This window comes from Streptomyces sp. Isolate_45 (genome assembly GCF_024721315.2).
GTDB lineage: Bacteria > Actinomycetota > Actinomycetes > Streptomycetales > Streptomycetaceae > Streptomyces.
In genome coordinates this window covers 1-23,401 of sequence record NZ_JANFAK020000127.1, presented here as the reverse complement: position 1 = coordinate 23,401, position 23,401 = coordinate 1, and the positions used below count along the sequence as shown (strand labels likewise).

The following is a 23,401-nucleotide window of genomic DNA, read 5'->3' as shown; positions in this document are numbered from 1 at the left end:
CCGGCGGCGGTCTCCTGCGGGACGCCGGGCCCGACGGGCCGTGCGGGCAGCGCCTGCGGCTGACCGGCCCCCGCGTTCCGTACGGGCGGGACCTGCGGGCGCGACGGGCCGGCGGGAGCGGAGGGACCCGGTGGGAGGGTCGGGCCGGCCGAAGCGGGGGGAGCCGGCGGGTACTCCGGCCTGCCCGGACCGTCGGGCGCACCGTCGGGCGCACCCTGCCGGGACGCCGGCACGCCGGATCGGGCGGGTGGGTCCTGCCCGACGTCGGACCCGCCGGGACCGGCGGTCGGGGTCGGCGGGGAGTCCTGGCCGGCCGGTCGGGGCGGCGGGACCTGCCCGAACCCGGGGCCGACCGTACGGGCCGGCGGCGCGCCCCAGAGCCAGGGCGGCAGCTCGGCGGAGGCGCCGTACGCGGGCGCGGGTCCGGGCCCGGAACCGGCTTCGGGCGTTGCTCCCGGGCCGGCGACCGGGTTGCCGGAGGCCGGGTCGGCGGGCGGTACGGACAGGCGGGGCGACTCGAACGGTCCGGGTGGCTCGGTCGGCTCCGGCGGCACCGTTACGTCCCCCTGCGCGTAGGCCGTCTCCCCCGTCAGGCGGGGGTCACGCGGCACGCGTGGCGGTGGCGGCGGTGGCCCGGAGGAACCCCGCCGGGGGCCCGGCAGCAGCGACTCCGACGGCGGCGAACCCGAAGCGGCCGGAGCCGGGCCCTCCGGTGCCTGCGCCGACGGACTCCGACCCGACGGCACCTCCGGCGGCGGAACCTGCCCCGACGACGCCCCCGACAACGGGATCGGCGCCGACGGCCCCTGCTGCGACGGGGGCGCCACCGGAATCCGCGCCCCGGCGTCCCGCCCGGGCGGCTGCGTGGCCGGAGCCTGCTGCGGCGGCGGGGGCGGCGGCCCGGAAACCGGCGCGGACGGCCCCTCCTGCGACCGTTCCCACGGCAGCGGGACCTGATCCAAGGCGCCCGGCACCGATGGAGGCCGCGGCCCCGGACCCTGCGCGAGCGGAGGCCGGGTCGCCGAAGTCGGTGACGTCGGGGGCGGCGCGGACGGGATCCGCGGCAGCGGCACCTCCGGCGACAGTTCCCGCGCCGGCGGGACCGGCCGCGATGGGGGCTGCTCCGGCCGGACCGGCGGCGCCACGGGCGGCGCGGGAGCCTGCGCGGACGACGCCGGCGGCATCGCCGGCTGCGGCGGAACCGGAGGCGGGCCGAGGACCGCCGCCGCCGGGCCCTGCGCCGACGACGTGCCGTGCGCCCGGGGGCTCCGGGCCTCCGGCGCGTCGTGTGCCGGCACGGAGCCCGGGGCCGCCGGTGGCTCGTTCCCCGATGACGAGCCCGAGGACGACTGCCCGCCCTGAGCCGATGCCGAGCCCGGGGACGCCTCCGGCCCCCGGCCCGACAAGGGGCCCGAGGGGAACTCCGGGCCCCGGCCCGGCGAGGCACCCGCTGGGGACGCCGGCCCCTGGCCCGGCGACGTACCGGAGGACGGCTCCGACCCCCCACCCGACGCCCCGCCCGCGGACGGCTCCGGCCCCCGGCCCGCAGAGGCGCCCGGTGGTGGGTTCGTTGCCGGGTCCGGGGCCTGGGGTGGCGGTGGGCCGGGTTGGGGTGGGATCAGGGGGGTCGGGGGCGCGTCGGTCACCACGCCGGCCGCCGAGCGGAACCGGTGGTCCAGGGTGTCCCCCGGATCAGGCCCGGGTCCCGCTTCCGGATCGTCGTAGAGCTTCTGCCACCAGTCCTCCGCGCCCTGCTGACTCATGCCCTCATTGTCGGCCCACCCGGGCGGCGGAAAACCCCGAATGCGCGAAAAGGGTCCACCGGGCCGCCGCCCGGTGGACCCTCTCCCCTCCACCCGTACGGACTAGCGGACTTCGTACGCCCGGGTGACCGTCTGGGTGACCGTGGCGCCGTTCGCGTCGGCCAGTTCGACCTTCAACGACACCGCCTTGCCGGAGGCTCCCGCGTGGTCGACGACGGCCGTCCACCGGCCGCCCCGTTCGGCGGTCTTCGCCGCCGTCCAGGTCTCACCGTCGTAGGAGTACGACAACTTCGCCGACTTCAGTGCTCCCGGCGCGTAGCCCGCGTGTCCGGTGACGCCCAGTCCGATGCTCTGGCCGTCCGCCGCGGCGACCGTCTTCATGCCGTCGAGCGGCGCCGTGTACCTCGGGAAGAGGACGGGCAGGCCCTGCGAATGCGCCGACGGGTCGAGCTTCGAGGCGAAGCCCCAGGTCGTGCGTACCGCCGTGGAGCGCTGCCAGGTGCGGGCGGGCGGGCCGATCTTCTCGGTGAACTGGGTGAGTTCGTAACGGCCGGCCTCGGCAGGGACCTCGAACACCCCGAACGGGTAGGGGCTGTCCCCGATGACCTTCCCGTCGCGCACGAGTTGGAGGCCGCCGATGTCACCGAAGGAACCGGGCTGCGCGTGGTGCGCGGTGTCCCCCCACATGGCGGGGGCGAAGCCGATCAGGTTGCCCTGCCGTTCCGCGGCGAGCGTTTCCCTGCCGGCCGGGTCGCGGGGTGCGACGGGCCCGATCACCCCGTCGTACCAAGTCGCCTTGGTCGTACGTCCCTTGACGTACGTTCGCTGTTCCCCGGTCATGAACTCGCCCCAGGGGAAGCTGCTGGAGAGCAGTTGGTCCCAGGCCGTGTCCCCGGCGGTGTAGAACTCGGTGCGCGTCCCCGGCGCGGCGACCGTCTCGAACCCGCCGAAGTACACGGCGCTGCCGATCGGCCGGTAGGCCCCGGACAGGTCGATGAAGTCGGCGGCGACGCCCATGGAGTTGTAGGTGGAGTCGACCCGACCGAGGTCGCGGTCGCGGACCCGGTAGGTGTGGTCCGACCTGATCTCGCCGCTCTCGGGGAAGGCGAGGTTGTAGAGGTAGGGGCTCTTCGCGGTGCCCTTCCATTCCAGTGCGACGGGGCCGGCCGCGAGCCGGGCGAGCAGTGTCCGGCCCTCGGCGGACTCGACGGTGAGGGTCGGGAGGGCGCCGCCCGCGTAGCCGGTGAAGGCGACCCAGCGACCGGGGCCGTCGCGGTGGGCGAGGACGGCCTTGGCTCCCGCGTCCTTGGCGGCCTGCGCGACGTCGTGGAGGGCGCCGTCCGTGGCCTTCACCAGGGCGATCGCGTCCTCGACACCGGCCTTGGCGAGTTCCTCGGGGGTGCCGGTGCCCGCGTCGACCAGGCGGGCGCGGCCGGTTCCGTCGAGGTTGTCGCTGCCCGTGGAGGCGGTGATCGGGTGGAGCGTCGGGCCGCCGACGACCTTCAGCTCGGAGATCAGCGGGGCGGCGGCCCGCCAGTAGCCGGCGAACTCGAACTCCCCGTCCTTTGCGCGGCCTTCGACGGAGGCGTAGTAGCCGCGGATGGTTCGGCCGCCCATGGCGGTTCCGGCGTGCAGCCAGGTGTCGTCCCAGCTGCGGGCGAAGCCGAGGGTGGTGCCGCGGGCCTCGATCGGCTTGTCGGCGTCGATGGTCAGGCGGCCGGCCTTCCGGGCGTCGAGGACGATGGTCGTGTCCTTCTTCACCTCGGTCTGGGGGCGGCCCAAGTAGGTGAGCGAATCGATCAGTTCGGCGCCCTCGCCGGCGTCGGGGGTACCGACGAAGGCGGAGAGGAAGTAGGCCCCGGGGCGTACGCGGTAGACCTGGTCGACGGAGCCCTCGTTGAAGCGGCGCTCACCGGAGGCGTCGTCGGTGCCGATGACGTCCAGCGAGGAGGGTCCGCCGGCGGGCCGGCCCGCACGGTCGATCAGCTTGACCCGCAGCGTGACGGTCTCGGGCTCGACGTACAGGGAGAAGGGGGTGGAGACGCGTACGCCGCCGGCCGTGGCGACGACGCGGCCGGTGACGTCCCCGTACTGGGAGCGCTCCAGCCCGGCGGCCGGGTCGAGGTGGAGCGGCACCTTGACGGTGGCGCCGGCGGGGACGGTGACCGTGCTCCGGTCGAGGCGGGCGACCCGGGAGCGGACGGCGGAGCCGTCGTTGCCGGTCACCTTCTCGACGCCGAGGTTCAAGGTGACGGGCCGGCTGCCGGTGTTGGTGTACGGGACCTCGACGCTGGTGCGGTCGCTGCGGTCCTGCGGCCAGTTGTACGTTCCGCCCTGTACGGCGGGGGCGCCGGTGACGGTGGCGTCGAGGGCGGCCTTCACGTCGAGCCGGCCGCCTCCGGTTTCCCGTACGTCCCCGGGGACCGCGGTGTTCGCGGAGCCGACGAGGGCGGCCTTGAGCTGCCGCGCGTTCCAGCCGGGGTGGCGTTGCTTGAGGATGGCTGCGGCTCCGGCGACGTGCGGGGTGGCCATCGAGGTGCCGGACATCGACTGGTACGCGTACACGCCCCGGCCGCCCGCCGCGGCGGCGGAGATCCCGACGCCGGGGGCGGCGATCTCGGGCTTGAGGGTGTGGGCGAGGCCCGCGGGTCCGCGGCTGGAGAAGTTGGCGGTGGTGTCGTCGCGGTCGACGGCGCCCACGGTGAGCACGCTGGGGGCGCAACCGGGCGAGGAGACGGTGTTGTTGCCGGGTCCGGAATTGCCAGCGGCGATGACGAACAGGGGCCCCTGCTGGGAGAGTTGCTCGGCCGCGGCGGCGAGCGGGTCGTCGCAGGCGGTCTGTGAGGGGTCTCCGAGGCTCATGGACACCACGTCGGCCTTGCTCGCGGCGGCCCATTCCATCCCGGCGATGATCCACGAATCGAGGCCGTAGCCCTCGTCGTTGAGTACCTTGCCGCTGAGCAGTTCGGTGCCGGGGGCGACGCCCTTCTTGGCGCCGCCGCTCTCGGCTCCGGATCCGCCGACGGTGGAGATGGTGTGGGTGCCGTGGCCCTGCCGGTCGGCGTCGGTGTCGGAGTCGGTGAAGTTCTTCGACGCGGCGACGCGGCCCTTGAGGTCGGGGTGGTCGAGGTCGGTTCCCGTGTCGAGGACGGCGACCTTGGTGCCGGCGCCGTCGAGTCCGGCGGCCCAGGCGGCGGTGGCGTTCACCTGCCGGGTGGAGCGTTCGAGGTTCGCCCGGACCTTGCCGTCGAGCCACAGCTTCTTCAGTCCGCCCGCGGCGCGCGAGGCTCCGGCGGCGGAGACGTCGGCCCAGAAGTCGGCGGCCCGCTGCTTGTCGGCGGCGAGGGCGACGGCCCCGATGGAGCCGAGGACCAGCGACCGGTCGGCGCCGCGGGGCGCGGGCGGGGTGTTGCGCGCGACGCTGACGGAACCGTCGTACACGGCGATCAGCGGCAGCTTCTTGCTGTGGGCGTCGTCGTAGCCCTGCCGGATCAGGCCGGTGACGTTGAAGAGTTCCTCGTCGACCCGGCCGGCGGAGAGCGCCTTGACCGCGCTCTCGGGATAGACGTAGACGTCCTTGCCGTTCTGCCGGGTCTGGACGACCGGCAGGCTGCCGTCGTCCCGGGGCATCACGGTGGCGGCGGTGCGGCCGGTGGCGTCAGTGGAGACCAGGACGCGGTCTCCGGTGACGAGGGTGACGGTGACGGGCGCCGCGGGCCTCGCGCCCGCCGCCCCGCTCCCGACGAGTGGTCTCGGTCCCGGCTGTCCGTCGCTCGGCTGTGCCGCGGACGGGCCGACTGCGGTGACGGCGAGGACGGCCGCTGTGGCCGCCCCGACTGCCGTTCGCGATATCGGGCGCATCGCTCTCCCCAGGTGAATTCCGGCCAACTGCTCTCTTGCACGGCATAGCTGACGTACACGTGGCTTCTGGCCGGTGGATGGTGGTGCTGCGGTGGCGACACCTTGGCAGAGAGGCGGGAGGTGCGGCGATGATGTCGGCGGCGGGTTTGCGCCGTGGCCGCTTCCCGCCAGGAACGGCACTGAGAGTGGGGTGGACGGGTTGCTGGGTGCGATAGGTCTGGACGAGGGACAGGAGTCGGCGTACCGCGCGTTGGTGGCACTGGGGGCGGCGGAGGTGCCCGACCTCGCGCACCGGCTGACGCTGCCGGTGCCGCAGACGGAGCGGGCGCTGCGGCACCTGGAGCGCCAGGGGCTCGCGGCCCAGTCCTCGGCGCGGCCGGGACGGTGGGTGGCCGCGCCGCCCGGGGTGGCGCTGGGCGCGCTCCTGACCCAGCAGCGGCACGAGCTGGAGCAGGCGGAGCTGGCGGCGGTGCTCCTCGCGGAGGAGTACCGGGCCGAGGCGGGCGAGATGGCCGTCCACGACCTGGTGGAGGTCGTGACGGGGGCCAGCGCGGTGGCGCACCGCTTCCACCAGCTCCAACTGGGGGCGACGGAGGAGGTGTGCGCGCTCGTCAGCGGCCGCCCGCAGGTGGTGACGGGGACGGAGAACGAGGCCGAGGAACGGGCCTCCGTCCGTGGCGTGGAGTACCGGGTGGTGATCGAGCGGCAGGTGCTGACGTTGCCGACGGGGATCCGGGAGGCGTCGACGGCCCTGGCGCGCGGCGAGCGGATCCGGGTGACTGGCGAGGTCCCGACGAAACTCGTGATCGCCGACCGGACGCTGGCGATGGTCCCGCTGACCGCCCGGGGAGCGGAGCCGGCCGCCCTCGTCGTCCACGCGTCGGGGTTGCTGGAATCGCTGCTCGGCCTGTTCGAGGCGGTGTGGCGGGAGTCGCTGCCGCTGCGGCTGGGGTCGACGGGGTTCGCGGAGGAGGGGGACGGCGGCCCCGACACCACCGACCTGGAGATCCTCTCCCTCCTCCTGGCCGGCATGACGGACGCGAGCGTCGCCAAACACCTGGAACTGGGGCTGCGGACCGTGCAGCGGAGGGTGAAGGGCCTCATGGAGCTGGCGGGCGTCACGACCAGGCTCCAGCTCGGCTGGCACGCCCACGAACGGGGCTGGGTGGCCCGATAGCCCCGGGTCGGTCACCCTGAGCAGATGGAGCTGCCGCAGCTGGTCCTGGTGGGACTGGTGCTCCTGCTCGGGGTGGTGGGGGTGATGGTCCCGGGCGTCCCGGGGACCTGGCTGGTCTGGGCGGGCGTCCTGTGGTGGGCGCTGCACGTGCGGTCGGGGGCCTCGTGGGTGCTGCTGGCCTCCTCGACGGCCCTGCTCCTGCTGGTGCAGGGCGTGAAGTCGCTGCTCCCGCCGAGGCGGATCCAGGGGCTGGGCGTCACGCCCCGGATGGCGGCGTACGCGGGCGGCGGCGCGGTCCTGGGCTTCGTCCTCTTCCCGGTGGTGGGGGCGGTGCCGGGTTTCATGGGCGGCATCTACCTGTGCGAACGCCGCCGGCTGGGGACGCACGGGGCGGCGTGGGCGGCGGTCCGGACCGTGATGCGGGGTGCGGGGGCGAGCGTCCTGATGGAACTCCTCGCCTGCCTCCTGGTCACGGCCGCCTGGCTGACCACCGCCCTCACATAACCCCGCGCCACCGGGCGGGCCCGCCCACCGGAGCCAAACCCCCGGGGCTCCGCCCCTCAAACCGGCGAGGCTGGACGGGCGGGGCACCGTCGCCGGGCTGGGTGCGTCCGGTCGGGGGTCGGTGGGCTGAGCAGCACGGGCCACCGACCCGAACCCCACGCCTCAAACGCCGGCGATGAATGTGCGGCGAGGCTGGATACGAGGCGGGGGGCCGGAACAGGTCGGCGTGCCGTGGGTCGGGGACGGTGACGGGGTGGGGTGTCGTCCGGGACTAAAACGTGATTTGTTGGCGCGCGGTACCGCCCGGCCAACGCAGCCCCGGACAGGGCGCCATAAATCATGCCCGTCCCGGACGACACCCCACCCCGGCACCGGCCCCGACCCACCCGCAGCCGAACCCGCAGCCCGGCACCGGCACCGGCACCCGCACCCGCACCCGCACCGACCCCACCCCGCCCCACCCCCAGGGCCGGGGCCCACACGTGAAACCCCGGCCAGGGGAGGGTCAGGCGCGCCCGTTCCTCTTCGCCGCGTAGTTGGCACGGCCTTCGGCCGACTTCAGCCGCCAGTCGCGGCGGATCTCCGAGCGGAGACGGGCGTCCGTCTTCGCCACGATGCGCTGGTTCTCGCGCAGCAGCTTGCGGTAGCTCTCCAGCCGCCGCTCCGCCAGCGCCCCCGATTCCAACGCGGCCAGCACCCCGCACCCGGGCTCCGCCTCGTGCGCGCAGTCGTGGAAGCGGCATTCGGCGGCGTAGTCCTCGATCTCCGAGAACACCTGCCCCACCCCCGCCTCCGCGTCGAAGAGCCCGACACCGCGCAGTCCCGGGGTGTCGATGAGGACGCCCCCGCCCGGCAGGGCGAGGAGGTTGCGGGTGGTGGTGGTGTGCCGGCCCTTGCCGTCGATGTCACGGGTGGCCTGGACCTCCATGACCTCCGTGCCGAGCAGCGCGTTCGCCAGCGTGGACTTGCCCGCGCCGGAGACGCCCAGCAGCACGCTCGTGCCGTCGGCGACGATCGCGCCGAGCACGTCCGTGCCGTCCCCGGTGTGGGAGGAGACGGTGAGCACCTGGACGCCCGGCGCGGCGGTTTCCACGTCCTCGACCAGGTGGCCCAGGGTCACCGGGTCCGGGACCAGGTCGGCCTTGGTCAGGACGACCAACGGCTGCGCCCCGGACTCCCACGCCAGCGCGAGGAACCGCTCGATGCGGCCCAGGTCGAGTTCGACGGCGAGCGACACCGCGATGATCGCGTGGTCGACGTTGGCGGCGAGGATCTGGCCCTCGGAGCGCTGCGAGGAGGTGGAGCGTACGAACGCGGTCCGACGCGGCAGGTACGCCTTCACGTAGCGCGGGTTCCCGGCCGCCTCGACGGCGGCCCAGTCGCCGGTGCAGATGACCCGGAGCGGGTCGTGGGGGGTGACGAAGGCGGTGTCGGCGCGGACGGTGCCGTCCGCGGTGACGATGTCGCACTGGCCGCGGTCGACCCGGACGACGCGGCCGGGGACGAGTCCCTGGGCGACGTACGGGGCGAAGGCGGCGGCCCAGGCGTCGTCCCACCCGAAGGGGGTGAGGGCGTGCGCGAGGGAGGCCTGCGGGAAAGAAGAGGAAGTCAAGGGGAACCCTTCACAGGGTGGTCCCGGCAGCGTGCGCTCGTCGGCGCGCGAAGTGGTGTGGGGTCAGCCGGAGACCACGGAGGTGACATTGATGGTCTTCTGAGTGCGGGCAGGGCCCTGCGCCATGACAGTCATCAATGAACTCACCTCCGGATCGTGCACGCGCCGCGGTTCCGCACCGGTCGGCGGGAACGGGTTCACGGTAACAAGCGTTCCTCCGGCCCCGCCACCTCTTTTTCCGCGAACCGCTTCCCCGCTCCCAGGCCCTCAGCCCCCGAGCCCTCGGCCGCGCCCCCGGATCGCCGTCTCCAAGGCGGCCAGCCGCTCGGCGAGGAGGCCGAGGGCGCCGACCGCGCGCGCCGCCAACTGCTCGGCGCCCGGTCCGCCGGGCGTCAGGGAGCGTACGTACGCGGCCTTCACCTCGTTCCAGCGCTCAGCCTGCTCCGCCGTCAACACCCCTCTCAGTTCGGCGAGTTTGAGGAGGTTTCCCTCCGCGGCGCCGGTGAGCGTCTGCGCCTCGGCCCGGTAGTGGTCGTCGACGAGGGCTTCGAGTTCGGCGGCGTTCATGACGGGGTCGATCCGCGCCGCGATCTTGTTCATGTCGCGGTACGAGCCCTGTAGCCGGAAGGGCGGCTCGGTCCGGGTGGCGTCGGCCCGGGTGGCCGAGTCGACGTAGGCCCGGTTGACGGTGATCACTGTGTCCCGGGCGGTCAGCAGGTGGCGCAGCACCGCGACGATCCGTTCGCGTTCGGCGGGGGCGTACGGGTGGAGCAGCCGGTCGGGGCGGGCGCCGGTGTCGCCCGCGGCGAGCCGGACCAGCACGTCGAGGTCGGCGCCGGCGCGGCCGGCGAGGGGGGCGAGGAGGGGGTGGGAGGTGAGGGCGTTCTCGACGAAGCTGTGCGCGAAGGCCTCCTCCTTGCCGGTCAGCACGTCACCGAGGTTCCGGACGTCGGCGCGGCTGGCGAGCATGTCCGGGATGCGGAAGCGCGCACCGGTCTCGGTGTACGGGTTCGCGGCCATGGAGACGGCGAAGCGCTTGCCCCGCAGGTCGTAGGTGCGGGCGACGCCGTCCCGGACGCCCTCGATCCGGCGGGTGGCGTCGCAGAGGGAGATGAACTTCTGCAGCAGTTCCGGGGAGGTGTGCTGGATGTCGTCGAGGTGCAGGAGGACGTTGCTGCCCGCCGCCAGCGCGAAGTTGATCTTTTCGACCTCCTGTCGGGAGGTGGCGTCCGGGGCCTGCGCCGGGTCCAGGGAGGTCACGTTCCGGCCGAGGGCGGGCCCGCTGACCTTGACCAGCATCAGGCCGAGCCGGTCGGCGGCGTATTCCATCAGCGTGGTCTTGCCGTAGCCCGGCGGGGAGACGAGCAGCAGCAGTCCGCTGCTGTCCGTGCGCCGTTCGGCGCCGGTCGTGCCGAGCTGGCGGGCCAGGTTGTCGCCGATCAGCGGCAGGTACACCTCGTCGACGAGCCGGCCCCGCACGAAGCCCGGCAGGGGCCGGGGCCGGTACTCGTCCAGCCGCAGCCGGGCGTGTTCGGCGGCGACCAGCTCGGCGGCGCGCCTGCGGTAGGCCCGGTGGCCCGGCGCCACGGTCGCCGCGAACGCGCCGACGCGGGTGAGCAGTTCGGGTAGGTCGAGGTGGAGGCTGCCGCCCTCGGTGCGGGGGTGCGCGCCGAGGAGGCCGGTCACCGTGGCGGTGGTCGCGCCGTCGGCGTCCGGGTCCCGGTGGGGCAGCGCCCCGCACAGTTCCACGGCGACCGCCTCGGCGAGTTCCCCCTCGCCGAGCGGTTCGCCCCGCGCCGCCGCGAAGCCGGCCAGCCAGGTCTCGGCCAGCCGGCGCCGGGCGGGCAGGTCCTCACCGAGTGCCGCCAGGTCCTCCCGGCAGCCGGAACTCCCTTCCCATGCGGTGAACTTGTCCAGGAGGGCCCGTACGCCCGGGTCGACGACGAAGCCCTCCGGGTCACCGGCCAGCTCCTCGAAGAGGTACTCGGCGGACACCCCGTCTCCGCCGAACACCTCGATCCCCGAAGCCAGTTCGGCCAGGAACTCGCCGATCGCCGGCGCGTTCCCGAAGGCCCGGCGGGCCCTCGCCATCGACCGGGCGCGCCGGGTCCAAGCCGTACGGGCCGCCTCGCCCGTCCCGTACGCCCAGAACAGCTGGGCGGCGGCCCGGGCCGGCGCCGGGTAGCGCAGCAGGCCGGCGCTCGCGTGCAGCCGGCGCAGTGCGGCGAGCAGGAGGGCGGCGTCGTGGTCGTGGACGCCGCGCTCGTACCCCTCGTCGTAGGCGGCCTCCGCCGCGGATCGTACGAGGGCCCGCAGTTCGGCCTCCGGCCGCGGGTCCGGGCCGTGCTCGGCCAGGAGCCGCACCGCCAGGTACTCGGCCCGGTAGACATCGGTGTTCTCCGAGGGCAGCGACTGGTTCCAGTAGGGCCGGGTGGCGGCGAACGCCGGGTCGGTGACCGGGGAGCGCAGGTCGGTGCCGGACAGGGCGAAGGCGAGCCCGTCGCCCTGCGGGACGAGCCCGAGCTCGGGCGGCCGGGCGTTGACGGCGAAGGCGTGCCGGCCGAGGCGGACGACGGCCCCGCCGTCGGTGTAGAGGTCGCGGCGGTCGCGCAGGGCCCGCCCGGCCTCCTCGCGGGCGGCGGCGAGCCGTCCGTCGAGTTCCTCGGCCCGTACCCGGTCGCCGAGGCCCCGCAGTTCCTCCACGGTCCGTCGGACCTTGGCGACCATCGGGTCGGAGACGAGGAAGGTGTGGACGGCGTCGTCGTCGGGCAGGGCGGCGAGGCGCCGGGCGACGGTGTCCAGGATCCGGCCGGCGGAGGCCGCGAGCCGCTCCGCGTGCCGGGCTCGGGCGTCCTGGAGGGTCTGCTTGCGGCCGGTGAAGGCTTCGTACACCTCGGTGCGGTGGGTCTCCAGCCTGGCGAGGAACTCCTCGGACTCGCCGAAGCGGGCCTCCAGGTCCTCGACCCGCAGCAGCAGCCCGGCCAGTTCCTCCTCGCAGCCCTGCGGGGTCGCGGCGGCCGCCAGGCCCGCCGTGACGGCCTGCCCGAGCAGGGTGAACTCGGCGGCGAAGGCGGAGCGGCCCTCGGCCTCGACGAGTTCCCGGCGCCGGGAGTCGAGGACGGCCCGGGCCCGGTTGGAGGCGCCGAGGACGTCCGCGACCCGTTCCAGGACGCCGGTGCGGACGGTCGCGTCGGCGATGTCCAGGCCCGTGACGACCTCGGTGACGGTACGCAGCCCCTCGGCCCGGGCCGCGAGCCGCTCGGCGAGCGGGGCGGCCCCGGCGGCGGTGGTGATCCGGGCGGCTTCGGCGACCAGGGCGGCGATCTCCGTGCCGTAGTCGGCGAAGGCGTCCTCGCGGCCGAGGAAGCCGACGGCGCGCCGGCCGGCCGCGTCGAGCTCGGCGGCCACCGAGTCGGCCGCCGCCGCGATGGCGGCCGTGTCGGCGTGGCGCAGCTCGGCCAGGGCGAGCAGCCTCCCCCGGGCCCGGCGCAGCGCGGTGAGCTGGTCCACCCAGGCCCCGGCGCCGCGCGGGGCCTCGCCCCGGGCCCGGCGGATCAGGCCGGCGGCCGATGCCGCGGCCTCCTCCAGGGCCCGGGCGGCCCGCAGGGTGAGTTCCCGTACGGTCTCGAACTCGGCGAGGACCTGTTCGGCCGTGTCGCGCAGGGCGGTCAGCGGGGTCAGCAGGTCGCCGACCTCGGGGTCGCCGAGCCAGTGGTAGCGGTCGCCCGCACGTCCGCAGGCGGCGCTGAGGGCGGTGTGGAGTTCGGTGGTCGGCTCGGTCACGTCCCGTACGGAGGCGGCCAGTTCGAGGCAGTCGGCGATGCCGCGGACGAGGTCGGCGTTGCCGATCCGGGCGAGCGGGCCGCCGTCGCCCGCCGAGGCCTCGGCGGCGGCGTGGGCGTCGGTCCGGTAGGGGGACCGCCACACCTGGAGCGGGTGGACGCGGGTGGCACCGTCCGCGCCGCGCAGCACGGTCAGCGTGCCGTCGTCGAAGAGGGCGTGGCCGTGACAGGTGATCGGGGTGGCCGCCTCCTTGCGGATCAGGTTGTAGGGCAGCAGCAGGGTGCGCCCCGTGCCGGAGAAGACGTGGAGGACGTCCTCGCCGTTCGGGGAGCGCACGGTCCGTTCGTGACCGAGGCCCCGGGTGTCGATGTCGAAGGTCTTGTGGGCTCCCCCGGCGAGGCAGTAGCCGCCGGGGAAGACGATGCCCTGGTCGCCGGGCAGCCGACGGCAGCCGCCGCCGATGCCGTCGAGGCGTACGACGTCGCGGGTGAGGGTGTTGAAGACCAGGTGCCGGTCCTGCTCCTCCTTGTACGGGCGGACCCGCAGCAGGATGAGCGGCCCGACGCGGGCGTGCGCGACCTCGGCGTCGGCGAGGGCCTGGAGGGGGTCGGTGACGGGCTCGGAGTGGATGCCGTCGGCGGTCTCCGTGTCGTTCTCCGTCTTGACGGTGAGGCTGCCGCCGACGGTGGACACGTACAGTTCGCCGGCCACCGCCAGGTGCGGGTGACGGCCCGGGACCTGGTCCTCGCGGGTGGCCCGCGTCCACCGCACGTCGTCCGGCGCGTGGGGCCGCAGGTGGTCCCGTTCGCCCTGCGCGTCGAGGAACTCGGCGCTCCCCCCGGCGATCCGCCAGCGCAGGACGCGGATGTCGGCTTCCGTTTCGCCGGTGCGGAAGACGGCGAGGAGCTTGCCGTCGACGTGGCGCAGCCGCAGCAACCGGGCCTGGCGGTAGTAGCGGAACAGCGCGCCGAACTCGCGGACGAAGGCGGGGTCGTCGAGCAGGCCGGGCACCGAGCCCGGCGGGGCCGGCTCCAGGTCCCGGTCGTACAGCGTGAAGACCTCGCCGGGCCGGACCTCCCCGGCGTGGCCCACGGGCACCTCGTGGCCGAGCAGCAGCCACTCCCCCACGGCGGCGAGGTCCCGGGCCACGCAGGGGCCGTCCGTGCGGGCCGGGGCCGTGCCGGTGAGGGACAGGCCGGTGGACCCGAAGGCCTCGACGCGCAGCTCGTTGAGCGCCGAGGCGCGCCGCGCCAGCTCCGCGGCCTGTCCGGCGAGCCGGTCCCGCAGGACCTCGTAGGTCCCGGCCTCGATGTCGGTGGCCACCTGCACTCCTGAACGTCGTATCGGATGTCGGGCGGGGCGCGGAGGGGACGCCCTACGCGCCGCTCGGCGGCACGGACGCACCGGCCCCGTGCACCGGGTGCGCCCCGTTCACCGCGCCGCCGGCCACGGCCGCCAGCGGCAGGTCGGCCAGCCCCATCCGCCGGGCCTGGACGAGGAGTTCACCGAGGGGGGCGGCCGAGGTGCCCGCGCCCTTCATGAGCTTCGTCAGTAGGGCCGACACGGTCAGGTTCCGTACGTCCGCGGTCGACACGCCGCCCAGCACCCGCGTCAGGTCGTCGGTGAAGCCGGCCGAGCCGTCCAACCACGGCTTCGCCAGGGCCTGCGCGGTCCGGGAGTGTTCGACGAACCCGTCGATGCCCTTGCCCAGCGAGATCGAGGAGACGAGCCGGTCGAAGAAGACGGACTCCCCGCCGACGATGCTGATGTCCGCCTTCTCCAGGCCGGCCGCGACGACCACGGCCTGCGCCTCGGCGACCTGCCGCTGCACCTCCAGCCCGGCGAGGCGGACCTCCTTGTCGGCCGCCAGCCGCAGCCGGTACTCCTCGTGCTCCCGGGAGGCGGCGTCCAGCGCGGCCAGCGCGGCGGCCTTCTCGGTCAGGCCGGCGGCCTCCGCCTTCAGCTTCTCGCCGATGGCCTCCGCGTCGGCCAGGGCCTGTGCCCGGGTGCCCGCGGCCTGCGCCCGCAGCCGGGCCTCGGTGGCGTTCGCCTCCGCGAGCCCCGACTTCTCGATCGCGTCGGCCTCCTTCTCGCGGACCTGTACGGCGGCCAGCCCGGCCGCGGCCGCCTCGGCCTGCGCCCCTTCGGCGTGCCGCAGCGCGGCCCGGGCGTCGAGTTCGGCCGCCTTGACGCGCGCCTCGGCCAGCGTCAGTTGCTCGGCGGCCCGGTGCACCGCCGCGGCCTCGGCCGCCTCCGCCGCCTTGATGTCCTTGACGAGGCGTTCCTGGGCCTCGGCCTCGGCGGCGATGACGACGGCCTGCCGGGTCCGTTCGGCCTCCTCGACCGTGCGGAGCCGCTTGATGGACTCCTCCTGCTCGGCGACCGTACGGTCCACGGCGATGCGCTCGCGCACGACCTCGGCGATGTCCCGCTTCTCCGTCTCGACCTCCTTGTCGGCGGCGATCCGGCTCAGTCCGGTCTCCCGTTCCCGGGCGATGACCTCCAACTGGCGGTCCTTCTCGATCCGCTCGCTCTCGACGGCGATGACCCGTTCGCGGTTCTTCGCGGCGACGGCGACCTCGCGCGCCTGGTTCTCGCGCTGGATGCCGAGCTGCTCCTCGGTGCGCAGGAAGGCACCCTGCGCGCGCAGCCGCTCCTCCTCGACGACCTTGGCGGTCTCCGCCTCCTCACGGGCCCGTACGGTCTCGATCTCCCGGCGCTGCTTGATCTCGGCGTCGGCCTGGCGGCGTTCGAGCTCCAGGATGGCCTCGCGGGCGTCGACGTTCTGCCGGGTGATCTCCTTCTCCTCCGTGCGCTGGAACTCGTTGGTGCGCACGTGCTCGATGGCGGTCAGTTCGGTGATCTTCCGGATGCCCTGGGCGTCGAGGATGTTGGAGGCGTCGAGCTGGGTGAGCGGTGTCTGCTCCAGGTGGTCGATGGCCGCGTCCTCCAGGCTGTAGCCGTTGAGGTCGGTGCCGATGACGGCGATGATCCGGTCCCGGAACTCGTCGCGCTTGGTGTAGAGGTCGGTGAAGTCGAGCTGCTTGCCGACGGTCTTGAGGGCTTCGGAGAACTTGGCGTTGAACAGTTCCTGGAGGGTCGCCTTGTCGCTGGCCCGTGCGGTGCCGATGGCCTGGGCGACCTTGATGACGTCCTCGGCGGTCTTGTTGACGCGGACGAAGAAGGAGATCCGGATGTCCGCCCGGATGTTGTCCTGGCAGATCAGGCCGTCGCGGCCGGTGCGGGAGATCTCGATGGTCTTCACCGAGATGTCCATGACCTCGGCCTTGTGGAGGACGGGCAGGACGACCTGCCCGGTGAAGGTCACGTCGACCTTCCGCATCCGCGAGACGATCAGCGCCTTGCCCTGCTCCACCTTCCGGAAGAGCCTGCTGATGACGATCAGCGCGACGAACACGAGGAGGAGGACGACGCCGACGAGCACGCCGACGCCCAGGGTGATGGCATCCATGGGAATCCTTCGGGTGGGGAGCGGTGGCCGGGCGGGCGACGGACCGGGCGGACGGGCGCGACGGACCGCACGGGCCACGGGCCGGTGGGGCGACGGGGCGAACGGGGCGAACGGGCAGCGGGTTCCACAGGTCGGACGGGCGACGGGTCCGGCAGGCCTCAGGCGCGCGGATCGAGCGCGCTGTCGTACGGGGCGACCCAGAAGAACTCGCCGGGTTCGTCGTACGCGTAGAGCAGGCCGGTGCTGCCGTGGGACAGCGGGTCGGCGCCGGTCTGGCGGACCTGCACGACGGCGGTCGAGCCGTCGTCGGCGGCCACCTCGGCCTGTCCGAACGAGCCGTCGACACGGCCGGTGCGCACCACGCAGAGTCGGCCGAGGAAGTCCTGGCGGGACGGTGGCGGCACGTCGGGTTCGAAGACCCCGCGCAGCGGCCGTACGCAGGCCTTGGTCAGGGCCCGGGCCAGGAGCAGCGCGGCCGCCAGGACGAGGAGCGCGGTGCCGCCGCCGAAGCCGGCCCGGTCGAGGAGCACGGTGCCGGCGAGGCTGACGAACCAGGCGGTGGTGACGAAGACCGAGGCCGAGACGGAGAACGGCACGCCGAGGGTGCCCAGGGCCGAGGAGCCCGCGTCGGAGTCGAGGGTGTCGTGCTCGGCGGCTCCGAGGAGGACCATCAGCCAGTACGCGATGATCACGCCGAGGGCGAAGGTGAAGAACACGGTGGGGAAGGCGACCACCACGGACAGGAACTCCGCCATCGCCTTCCCCCTTCCGTGTCCCGGCACCCGTGGGTGCCGACCCCCGTTGACAGACCCGATTGTGTCCGCGCCGACCGGTCGACCGCATTGCCGGATCCCGGCAGTCTTTACGCCTTCTTGATGCCGGGTGGGGGCGGAGGTGCGATGTCCGTTTCCTTCAAGACGGCGGCCGGCCCGGCCGCCTAGCCTGCTGCCATGACTCCACGACTCGACATGATCGGCATCGTCGTCTCCGACATGGCCGCCTCCCTCGCCTTCTACCGTCGTCTCGGTCTGGACGTGCCGGCCGGCTCCGAGGGGCAGCCGCACGTCGAGGTCGCCCTCCCCGGAGGTCCGCGGATCGCCTGGGACACGGAGGAATCCATTCGCGGCATCGACCCCTCCTGGTCCCGCCCGGTCGGCGGCAACCGGGTGGAGCTGGCCTTCCTGTGCGATTCCCCCGCCGAGGTGGACGCGGTGTACGCCGACCTGACCGGCGCGGGCCACGAGGGGCACATGAAGCCCTGGGACGCGTTCTGGGGGCAGCGCTACGCGGTGGTGCTCGACCCGGACGGCTCCGGGATCTCGCTGTTCGCCCCCTCGACCCCCTCCGACCCCTCCGACCCGGCCGCGTAGGCCCTCGGGGTCGTTCCGGTCAGCGCGCGGACCTCCCGGGCGAGGTGCGCCTGGTCGGCGTATCCGGCCAGGTGGGCCACCTGCGCCTGGGGCAGTCCGCGCCGGACGAGGGCCAGGGCCCGTTGGAGGCGCAGCACCCGGCCGAGGGTGCGGGGGCCGTACCCGAAGGCGTCGAGGGAGCGTCGGCGCAGTTGCCGTTCCCCGAGGCCGACCGCCCCGGCGATCCCGGCGACCGACTCCCCGGCCCGGAGGCGGGCCGTCACCTCGGCCGCGAGGGGGTCGGGGGGGCCGGCGGCAGCGGCCCGGACCCGGGCCAGCGCTTCGAGGCCCGTACGGGGGTCCTCGTACGCGCCGATCCGTTCGGTGAGGCGGCGCACCTCGGCGCCGGGCCACAGCCCGGCCAGCTCGACCCGTCGGTCGCGCAGTTCGTGGGCGGGTACGCCGAGCAGCGCGGGCGCCGTGCCGGGGGGCAGCCGCAGCCCGACGAAGGCGTCGCCGGGTACCTCCCCGGCTGGGTGCGGCCCGGTGTCGGGCCCGGCTACCAGCAGGCGGCCGCCGACCCACAGCAGGTCCATGCAGCCGTCGGGCAGGACCACCGAGCCGGCCCCGCGGGACCGCCACACGACGGCCCCGGGCACGGCTGCGGACGGCGCTTCCTCGTACACACCGCCAGGCTAGGGCCTGTCGTCGAACTCCCGTCGTCGCCCGGAGGGCGCGGAGTGCTCAGTGCTTGCGGAGCCGGGAGGTGTAGTCCTCCGGCGGCAGGAACTTCGACCAGCGTTCGGGGAACTCCGAGGGCATTGCGCCGTCCTCGTCGTCCTCGGACTCCCCCTCGGCCAGGGCCCGCCAGGCGGCGGCCCGGGCGACCAGCTGGGCGGCCTCCGCCTCGCGGACCCGCTCGTTCGCCTCACGGGCCGCGGCGGTGGCCACCGAGGGCCAGACGCGGTCGATCGCGGCGTTGACGGCCGCGCCGACGAGCACGGCGAAGGCCGAGATGCCGATCCACAGCAGGATCGCCACGGGCGCGGCCAGCGACCCGTAGATCGTGGGCCCCTCCACCGTGTTGGTCAGGTAGATCCGCAGCAGGAACGAACCCAGCACCCACATGGCGAGGGCGACGAGCGCGCCCGGCACGTCCTCGATCCACGGCGACCGGACCGGAACGGAGACGTGGTACAGGGTGGTCAGGAAGGCGATGGAGAGGAGGGTGACCGTCGGCCAGTACAGCACCGCGATGACCTCCGTGCTCCACGGCAGCAGTCGGACGACGGCGTCGGGGCCGACGACCATCAGCGGCAGCACGATCGCGCCGATCAGCAGGGCGATGATGTAGAGGAGGAAGGCGAGCAGCCGGGTCTTGACGATGCCGCGGTGCCCGTCGAGGCCGTACATGACGGTGATCGTGTCGATGAAGACGTTGACGGCGCGGGATCCCGACCACAGGGCGAAGGCGAAACCGAGCGAGATCAGGTCGGGCCGGCCGCGGCTGGTGACGTCGTCGAGCATGGGTTTCGCGACGTCGTTGACGCCCCGGTCGGACAGGATCGTGCCGACCGCGCGCAGGATGTTCTCCTCGATGCTCTGCACGGACTGGGTGTCGGTCCAGCCGTCGACGTAACCGAGCAGACCGAGCAGGCCGAGGAAGAGCGGCGGCAGCGACAGGAGCGTGAAGAAGGCCGCTTCGGCGGCCAGTCCGAGGATCCGGTACTCGATGCACGAGTTGACGGTGTCCTTCAGCAGCAGCCAGGCCATCTTCCGCTTCGAGACGTTGCGATAGAGGGCGCGGGCCCGGTGGAGCCGTCCTGGGATCCGCTCGGGTGTTTCTTTTGCTGGCTGCACGTCCTTACGGTATCCGCATGGCAGCCACCACCCACACAGTCAGCAACCAGGCCCCGCCCCTGGTGGGCCACGAGGTCTACCTCGGCGACCGGGCCCTCACGGAGGGCGTGGAACGGCACCTCGCCGACGCGGCCCCCGAACTCCTCGACGAGGTAAGGGAGGAGCTCACGACGCTCGGGCGTGCCGCGGGCTCGGCCCAGGCGCAGGACTGGGGGACGCAGGCGAACGAATGTCCGCCGAAGTTGCGGACGCACGACCGCTACGGGAACCGGATCGACGAGGTGGAGTTCCACCCCGCCTGGCACCGACTGCTCGGCCACGCGGTGACCTCGGGGCTCACCGACGCCTGGGGCCGGCCCGCGGGGCACCTGCGCCGCGCGGCCGGCTTCTTCGTGTGGTCGCAGGCCGAGGCGGGGCACGGGTGCCCGGTCTCGATGACGCACGCCGCGGTGCCGGCGCTGCGCACGGATCCGGAGCTGGCCGCCGAGTGGGAGCCGCGGCTGACCTCGCACGTGTACGAGCAGGGCCTGCGCCCGGCGGCGCTCAAGGGCGGCGTGCTCTTCGGGATGGGCATGACGGAGAAGCAGGGCGGCAGCGACGTACGGGCGAACACGACGGTGGCGGTGCCGCTCGACGCCTCCGGGGAGTACCTGCTGACGGGTCACAAGTGGTTCTGCTCGGCGCCCATGTCCGACGGGTTCCTGGTCCTGGCGCAGGCGCCGGGCGGGCTGACCTGCTTCCTGGTGCCCCGGGTGCTGCCGGACGACACCCGCAACGTGTTCGCGATCCAGCGGCTGAAGGACAAGCTGGGTAACCGGTCGAACGCGTCGAGCGAGGTCGAGTTCGACGGGACCTGGGCGCGGCGGGTGGGCGAGGAGGGCCGGGGGGTGCGCACCATCATCGAGATGGTCGCGGCGACCCGGCTGGACTGCGTGATCGGCTCGGCGTCGCTCATGCGGCAGGCGCTGACCCAGGCCGTCCACCACGCGGAGCACCGCTCCGCTTTCGGATCGCCGCTCATCGACCAGCCGCTGATGCGCAACGTGCTCGCCGACCTCGCGCTGGAGTCCGAGGCGGCGACCGTGCTGACCCTGCGCCTGGCGGCGGCGTACGACGCCGGTACCGAGCAGGAGAAGGCCTTCCTGCGCCTCGCGGTGCCCGCCGCGAAGTACTGGGTGACCAAGCGGTGTACGCCGATGGTCGCCGAGGCCCTGGAGTGTCTGGGCGGCAACGGCTACGTCGAGGAGTCCGGTCTGCCGAGACTGCTGCGCGAGTCCCCCCTCAACTCGATCTGGGAGGGCTCCGGCAACGTGCAGGCGCTGGACGTGCTGCGGGCCCTGCAGCGCGAGCCGCTGGCCCTGAACGCGTTCCTCCAGGAGGTCGGACTGGCCCGGGGCGCCGACCACCGGCTGGACGCGGCCATCAAGGACCTGCTCACCGAGCTGGCCGACCTCGACGGCATCGAGGCCCGGGCCCGGCGGGTCGTGGAGCGGATGGCCCTGGTGTTGCAGGGGTCCCTGCTGGTCAGGTGGGCTCCGCCGGAGGTGGCGGACGCCTTCTGCGCGTCGCGGCTCGGCGGGGACTGGGGCGCGGCCTTCGGGACGCTGCCGCACAGCCTGGACCTGGCGTCCGTGGTGGAGCGGGCGCGGATCGAGGTCTGACGGGGGCACCGGCCACCGCACCGGAAGGCGCCGGCACAGGCGCGGACCACGGGCTGGGAGCGGTCCCCAAACCGCGCAGCACCGGGATCCGGGCCCGTGGAGGTGGGACCGGGGGTGGCGCCGCGCCGACTCGGCACCACCCCTGATCCGAGAAGCCCCGAGGAAGGAGCTGTCACGCCGCTCGGCGGCGTGCCGATAGTTTCGGTCGGGTGACCGGGGGTTGGCGAGAGTTGCATACCGTTGCAACCCTCGGATCGGAAGGCGCCCGCCGCACGCGCCAGGGGAAGGGCACGTGCTCGACGGCGGGCGGCTCCCGCAGTACGTCCTGTTCAGCACGGGGAGGTTCCGGTGGCCAACACCGCAGGCGGCACGGTCGACGTGGCACGCATCTCGGCCATGGACGCGCGTGACGCCACGCGCCTGCTGAAGGGGGTACGGGCCGCCGCGCTGGCCGGGGAACGCCCGCCCGCCGCCCCGCGCCCGGAGATCGCCGAGTCCTGGCGCCGGATGCTGGCCGGCGGGGTGCACCCCGACCGGGACGCCCGCTCGCGCGTGCTGTCCGCCGCCGAGACGGAGGAGCGGCGGCAGGTCTCACCGCTGCGGGAACTCCTGCCGGTGCTCCGCGAGGGGCTGCTGCCCGCGCTGGACGAGGCCTTGCACATCATGGTCGTCGCCGACGCGGACGGGCGGCTGCTGTGGCGGGAGGGACACGCCTCGATCCTGCGCAAGGCGGACCGGCTCGGGTTCGCGGTGGGCGCGGACTGGACCGAGGCGGTCGTCGGGACCAACGGCGTGGGCACCGCCCTGGTGGTCCGGCGCCCGGTGCAGGTCTTCTCCGCCGAGCACTTCGTGTCCAGCCACCACGACTGGACCTGCGCGGGCGCCCCCGTACGCGATCCCCGCGACGGACAGTTGCTGGGCGTCGTCGACGTGAGCGGGCCGCTGGCCACGATGCACCCCGCCACCCTGGCGTGGGTCAGCTCGGTGGCCCGCCTCGCCGAGCGCGAGTTGCGGGTCCGGCACCTGGAGTCCCTGGAGCGGCTGCGGGCGGTCGCGGCCCCGCTGCTGGCCCGGCTGCCGGGCCGGGCCCTGGCCGTGGACCCGCACGGCTGGACGGCGGCGGTGGCGGGCCTGGCGCCCGCCGACCGCATCCCGCTGCCCAAGGCCCTCGGCCCGGGTCGGCTCTGGCTGCCGCAACTGGGCGATTGCGTGGCCGAGCCGCTGCCCGGGGGCTGGCTGCTGCGGATCGCGGAGCCGCGCGCGGCCGCCGCCCCGGTGAGCCGCGTGGTGCTGGACCTCAGCCGGCCGCGCTCCTGGTCGGCGACCGTGTACGGGGCCGCCGGCAGCTGGTCCCAGGAGCTGAGCCCGCGCCACGCGGAGCTGCTGTTCCTGCTGGCGGAGACCCCGCGCGGCCGCTCGGCGGCGGAGCTGGCCGCGGAACTCTTCGGGGACCCCACGCGCACGGTGACGGTCCGGGCCGAGCTCTCCCGGGTCCGCCGCCACCTCGCGGGGGTGCTCACGCACCGGCCGTACCGCTTCGCGGAGGACGTGGAGGTGGAGCTGGTCCGGCCCCGGGACCCGGCGGGGCTGCTCCCCCACTCCACCGCCCCCGCGGTGGTCCGGGCCCGGCAGGGCGGCGCCGGCGGCTGGGGCGCCCCGGAGGGGCCGGCGTCGGATGTGGTTCCCTGAACGGCATGAGCACCATCACCCTGACCACCTGGTCCCTAGAGATGACCGCGCCCGGCGATCTGGTCCCGGCGGCCGTGCCCGGCCCCGAGGTCCGCGTCGAGCGGGCGGAGGTCCCCTCGCCCGAGTTCAGCCGCTTCCTGTACGCGTCGGTGGGCGGGGACATCCACTGGACGGACCGGCTGTCGCTGACCCGTGCGCAGTGGGTGGAGCAGCTGGGGCGGCCCGGTGTGGAGACGTGGGTCGCGTACGACCGCGGCACCCCGGCGGGGTACGTCGAGCTGGATCCGCAGCCCGACGGTGTGGTGGAGATCATGTACTTCGGACTGCTGCCCGACTTCCGGGGCCGCCGCATCGGCGGGCACCTGCTGTCGGTCGGGACGGCCCGCGCCTGGGACCTCGCGTCCCGCTGGCCGGACCGGGAGCCCACGCGGCGCGTCTGGGTGCACACCTGCAGCCAGGACGGCCCGACCGCGATGGACAACTACCAGCGGCGCGGCTTCAAGGTCTTCCGCACCGAGACCGAGGAGAAGCAGGACGGCCCCACCCCCGGCCCCTGGCCCGGCGCGTGACCCCCGGGTCGGCGGCCGGGACGCACCCGCCCGGAGATCGGAAGAGCGTCGTGTTTGGTAAGAGTGTTCCAGCAAGTGTAGATCTCGGTGGTGGGCGTATC

13 protein-coding genes and 1 pseudogene are annotated in these 23,401 nt (G+C 74.3%); 6 read left to right on the top strand and 8 right to left on the bottom strand.

Features of this window, described 5'->3' with window-relative positions:
- Both NOD94_RS30770 and NOD94_RS30765 read right to left on the bottom strand, forming a co-directional pair.
- A pseudogene (locus NOD94_RS30770) lies at window positions 1-611 on the bottom strand (hypothetical protein); the annotation flags it as partial.
- Window positions 612-1,865: 1,254 nt separating this feature from the next.
- Complete coding sequence (locus NOD94_RS30765) at window positions 1,866-5,624, bottom strand: S8 family serine peptidase (RefSeq protein ID WP_281209439.1); 3,759 nt, start codon at window positions 5,622-5,624, stop codon at window positions 1,866-1,868.
- A 199-nt stretch (window positions 5,625-5,823) separates the two neighbouring features.
- Here NOD94_RS30765 and NOD94_RS30760 point away from each other — a divergent pair, with 199 nt between their 5' ends.
- Together NOD94_RS30760 and NOD94_RS30755 are read left to right on the top strand one after the other, a co-directional pair.
- Complete coding sequence (locus NOD94_RS30760) at window positions 5,824-6,801, top strand: helix-turn-helix domain-containing protein (protein ID WP_281209441.1); 978 nt, start codon at window positions 5,824-5,826, stop codon at window positions 6,799-6,801.
- A gap of 24 nt (window positions 6,802-6,825) precedes the next feature.
- Window positions 6,826-7,305 (top strand): DUF456 domain-containing protein, encoded by a 480-nt coding sequence (locus NOD94_RS30755; protein ID WP_281209438.1) that lies wholly within the window; start codon window positions 6,826-6,828, stop codon window positions 7,303-7,305.
- 505 nt (window positions 7,306-7,810) lie between these two features.
- Here the strand turns inward: NOD94_RS30755 and rsgA are convergent.
- The 4 genes from rsgA to NOD94_RS30735 all read right to left on the bottom strand — a co-directional run bounded on the left by rsgA (window position 7,811) and on the right by NOD94_RS30735 (window position 16,927).
- Window positions 7,811-8,917: a ribosome small subunit-dependent GTPase A gene (rsgA, locus tag NOD94_RS30750; protein ID WP_281209437.1), complete on the bottom strand. Its 1,107-nt coding sequence runs from the start codon at window positions 8,915-8,917 to the stop codon at window positions 7,811-7,813.
- 267 nt (window positions 8,918-9,184) lie between these two features.
- Window positions 9,185-14,023, bottom strand: coding sequence for a DNA repair ATPase (locus NOD94_RS30745; protein ID WP_281209436.1), 4,839 nt, complete (start codon window positions 14,021-14,023; stop codon window positions 9,185-9,187).
- A gap of 52 nt (window positions 14,024-14,075) precedes the next feature.
- Window positions 14,076-16,172, bottom strand: coding sequence for a flotillin family protein (locus tag NOD94_RS30740; RefSeq protein WP_281209435.1), 2,097 nt, complete (start codon window positions 16,170-16,172; stop codon window positions 14,076-14,078).
- Between the two features lie 158 nt (window positions 16,173-16,330).
- Complete coding sequence (locus tag NOD94_RS30735; protein ID WP_281209434.1) at window positions 16,331-16,927, bottom strand: hypothetical protein; 597 nt, start codon at window positions 16,925-16,927, stop codon at window positions 16,331-16,333.
- 195 nt (window positions 16,928-17,122) lie between these two features.
- Between NOD94_RS30735 and NOD94_RS30730 the strand changes: the two genes are divergently transcribed.
- Window positions 17,123-17,542, top strand: a complete 420-nt coding sequence (locus NOD94_RS30730) for a VOC family protein (protein WP_281209433.1) — start codon at window positions 17,123-17,125, stop codon at window positions 17,540-17,542.
- On the opposite strand, the gene NOD94_RS30725 is transcribed toward NOD94_RS30730, so the two are convergent.
- A complete protein-coding gene (locus tag NOD94_RS30725) occupies window positions 17,455-18,207 on the bottom strand; it encodes a helix-turn-helix transcriptional regulator (protein WP_281209432.1) in 753 nt (250 codons plus the stop codon). The genes NOD94_RS30730 and NOD94_RS30725 overlap by 88 nt on opposite strands.
- Window positions 18,208-18,265: 58 nt before the next feature.
- Window positions 18,266-19,381 (bottom strand): YihY/virulence factor BrkB family protein, encoded by a 1,116-nt coding sequence (locus tag NOD94_RS30720; protein WP_281209431.1) that lies wholly within the window; start codon window positions 19,379-19,381, stop codon window positions 18,266-18,268.
- 17 nt (window positions 19,382-19,398) lie between these two features.
- Here NOD94_RS30720 and NOD94_RS30715 point away from each other — a divergent pair, with 17 nt between their 5' ends.
- From NOD94_RS30715 to NOD94_RS30705, 3 genes are all read left to right on the top strand, one after another.
- On the top strand, window positions 19,399-21,042 hold the full coding sequence (locus NOD94_RS30715) for an acyl-CoA dehydrogenase family protein (RefSeq protein WP_281209430.1): 1,644 nt from the start codon (window positions 19,399-19,401) through the stop codon (window positions 21,040-21,042).
- A 396-nt stretch (window positions 21,043-21,438) separates the two neighbouring features.
- The gene (locus tag NOD94_RS30710; RefSeq protein WP_281209440.1) at window positions 21,439-22,731 is read left to right on the top strand and encodes a GAF domain-containing protein; all 1,293 of its coding nucleotides are present in this window, start codon (window positions 21,439-21,441) and stop codon (window positions 22,729-22,731) included.
- A gap of 5 nt (window positions 22,732-22,736) precedes the next feature.
- A complete protein-coding gene (locus NOD94_RS30705) occupies window positions 22,737-23,300 on the top strand; it encodes a GNAT family N-acetyltransferase (RefSeq protein WP_281209429.1) in 564 nt (187 codons plus the stop codon).
- Window positions 23,301-23,401 lie beyond the last annotated feature (101 nt).

Excerpts from the sequence above, each read along its gene's own strand:
- NOD94_RS30710 (WP_281209440.1), top strand. The coding sequence starts at position 21,439 with ATGGACGCGCGTGACGCCACGCGCCTGCTGAAGGGGGTACGGGCCGCC.
- NOD94_RS30740 (WP_281209435.1), bottom strand. The coding sequence starts at position 16,172 with ATGGATGCCATCACCCTGGGCGTCGGCGTGCTCGTCGGCGTCGTCCTC.
- NOD94_RS30705 (WP_281209429.1), top strand. The coding sequence starts at position 22,737 with ATGAGCACCATCACCCTGACCACCTGGTCCCTAGAGATGACCGCGCCC.
- NOD94_RS30765 (WP_281209439.1), bottom strand. The coding sequence starts at position 5,624 with ATGCGCCCGATATCGCGAACGGCAGTCGGGGCGGCCACAGCGGCCGTC.
- NOD94_RS30735 (WP_281209434.1), bottom strand. The coding sequence starts at position 16,927 with ATGGCGGAGTTCCTGTCCGTGGTGGTCGCCTTCCCCACCGTGTTCTTC.
- NOD94_RS30715 (WP_281209430.1), top strand. The coding sequence starts at position 19,399 with ATGGCAGCCACCACCCACACAGTCAGCAACCAGGCCCCGCCCCTGGTG.
- NOD94_RS30730 (WP_281209433.1), top strand. The coding sequence starts at position 17,123 with ATGACTCCACGACTCGACATGATCGGCATCGTCGTCTCCGACATGGCC.
- NOD94_RS30755 (WP_281209438.1), top strand. The coding sequence starts at position 6,826 with ATGGAGCTGCCGCAGCTGGTCCTGGTGGGACTGGTGCTCCTGCTCGGG.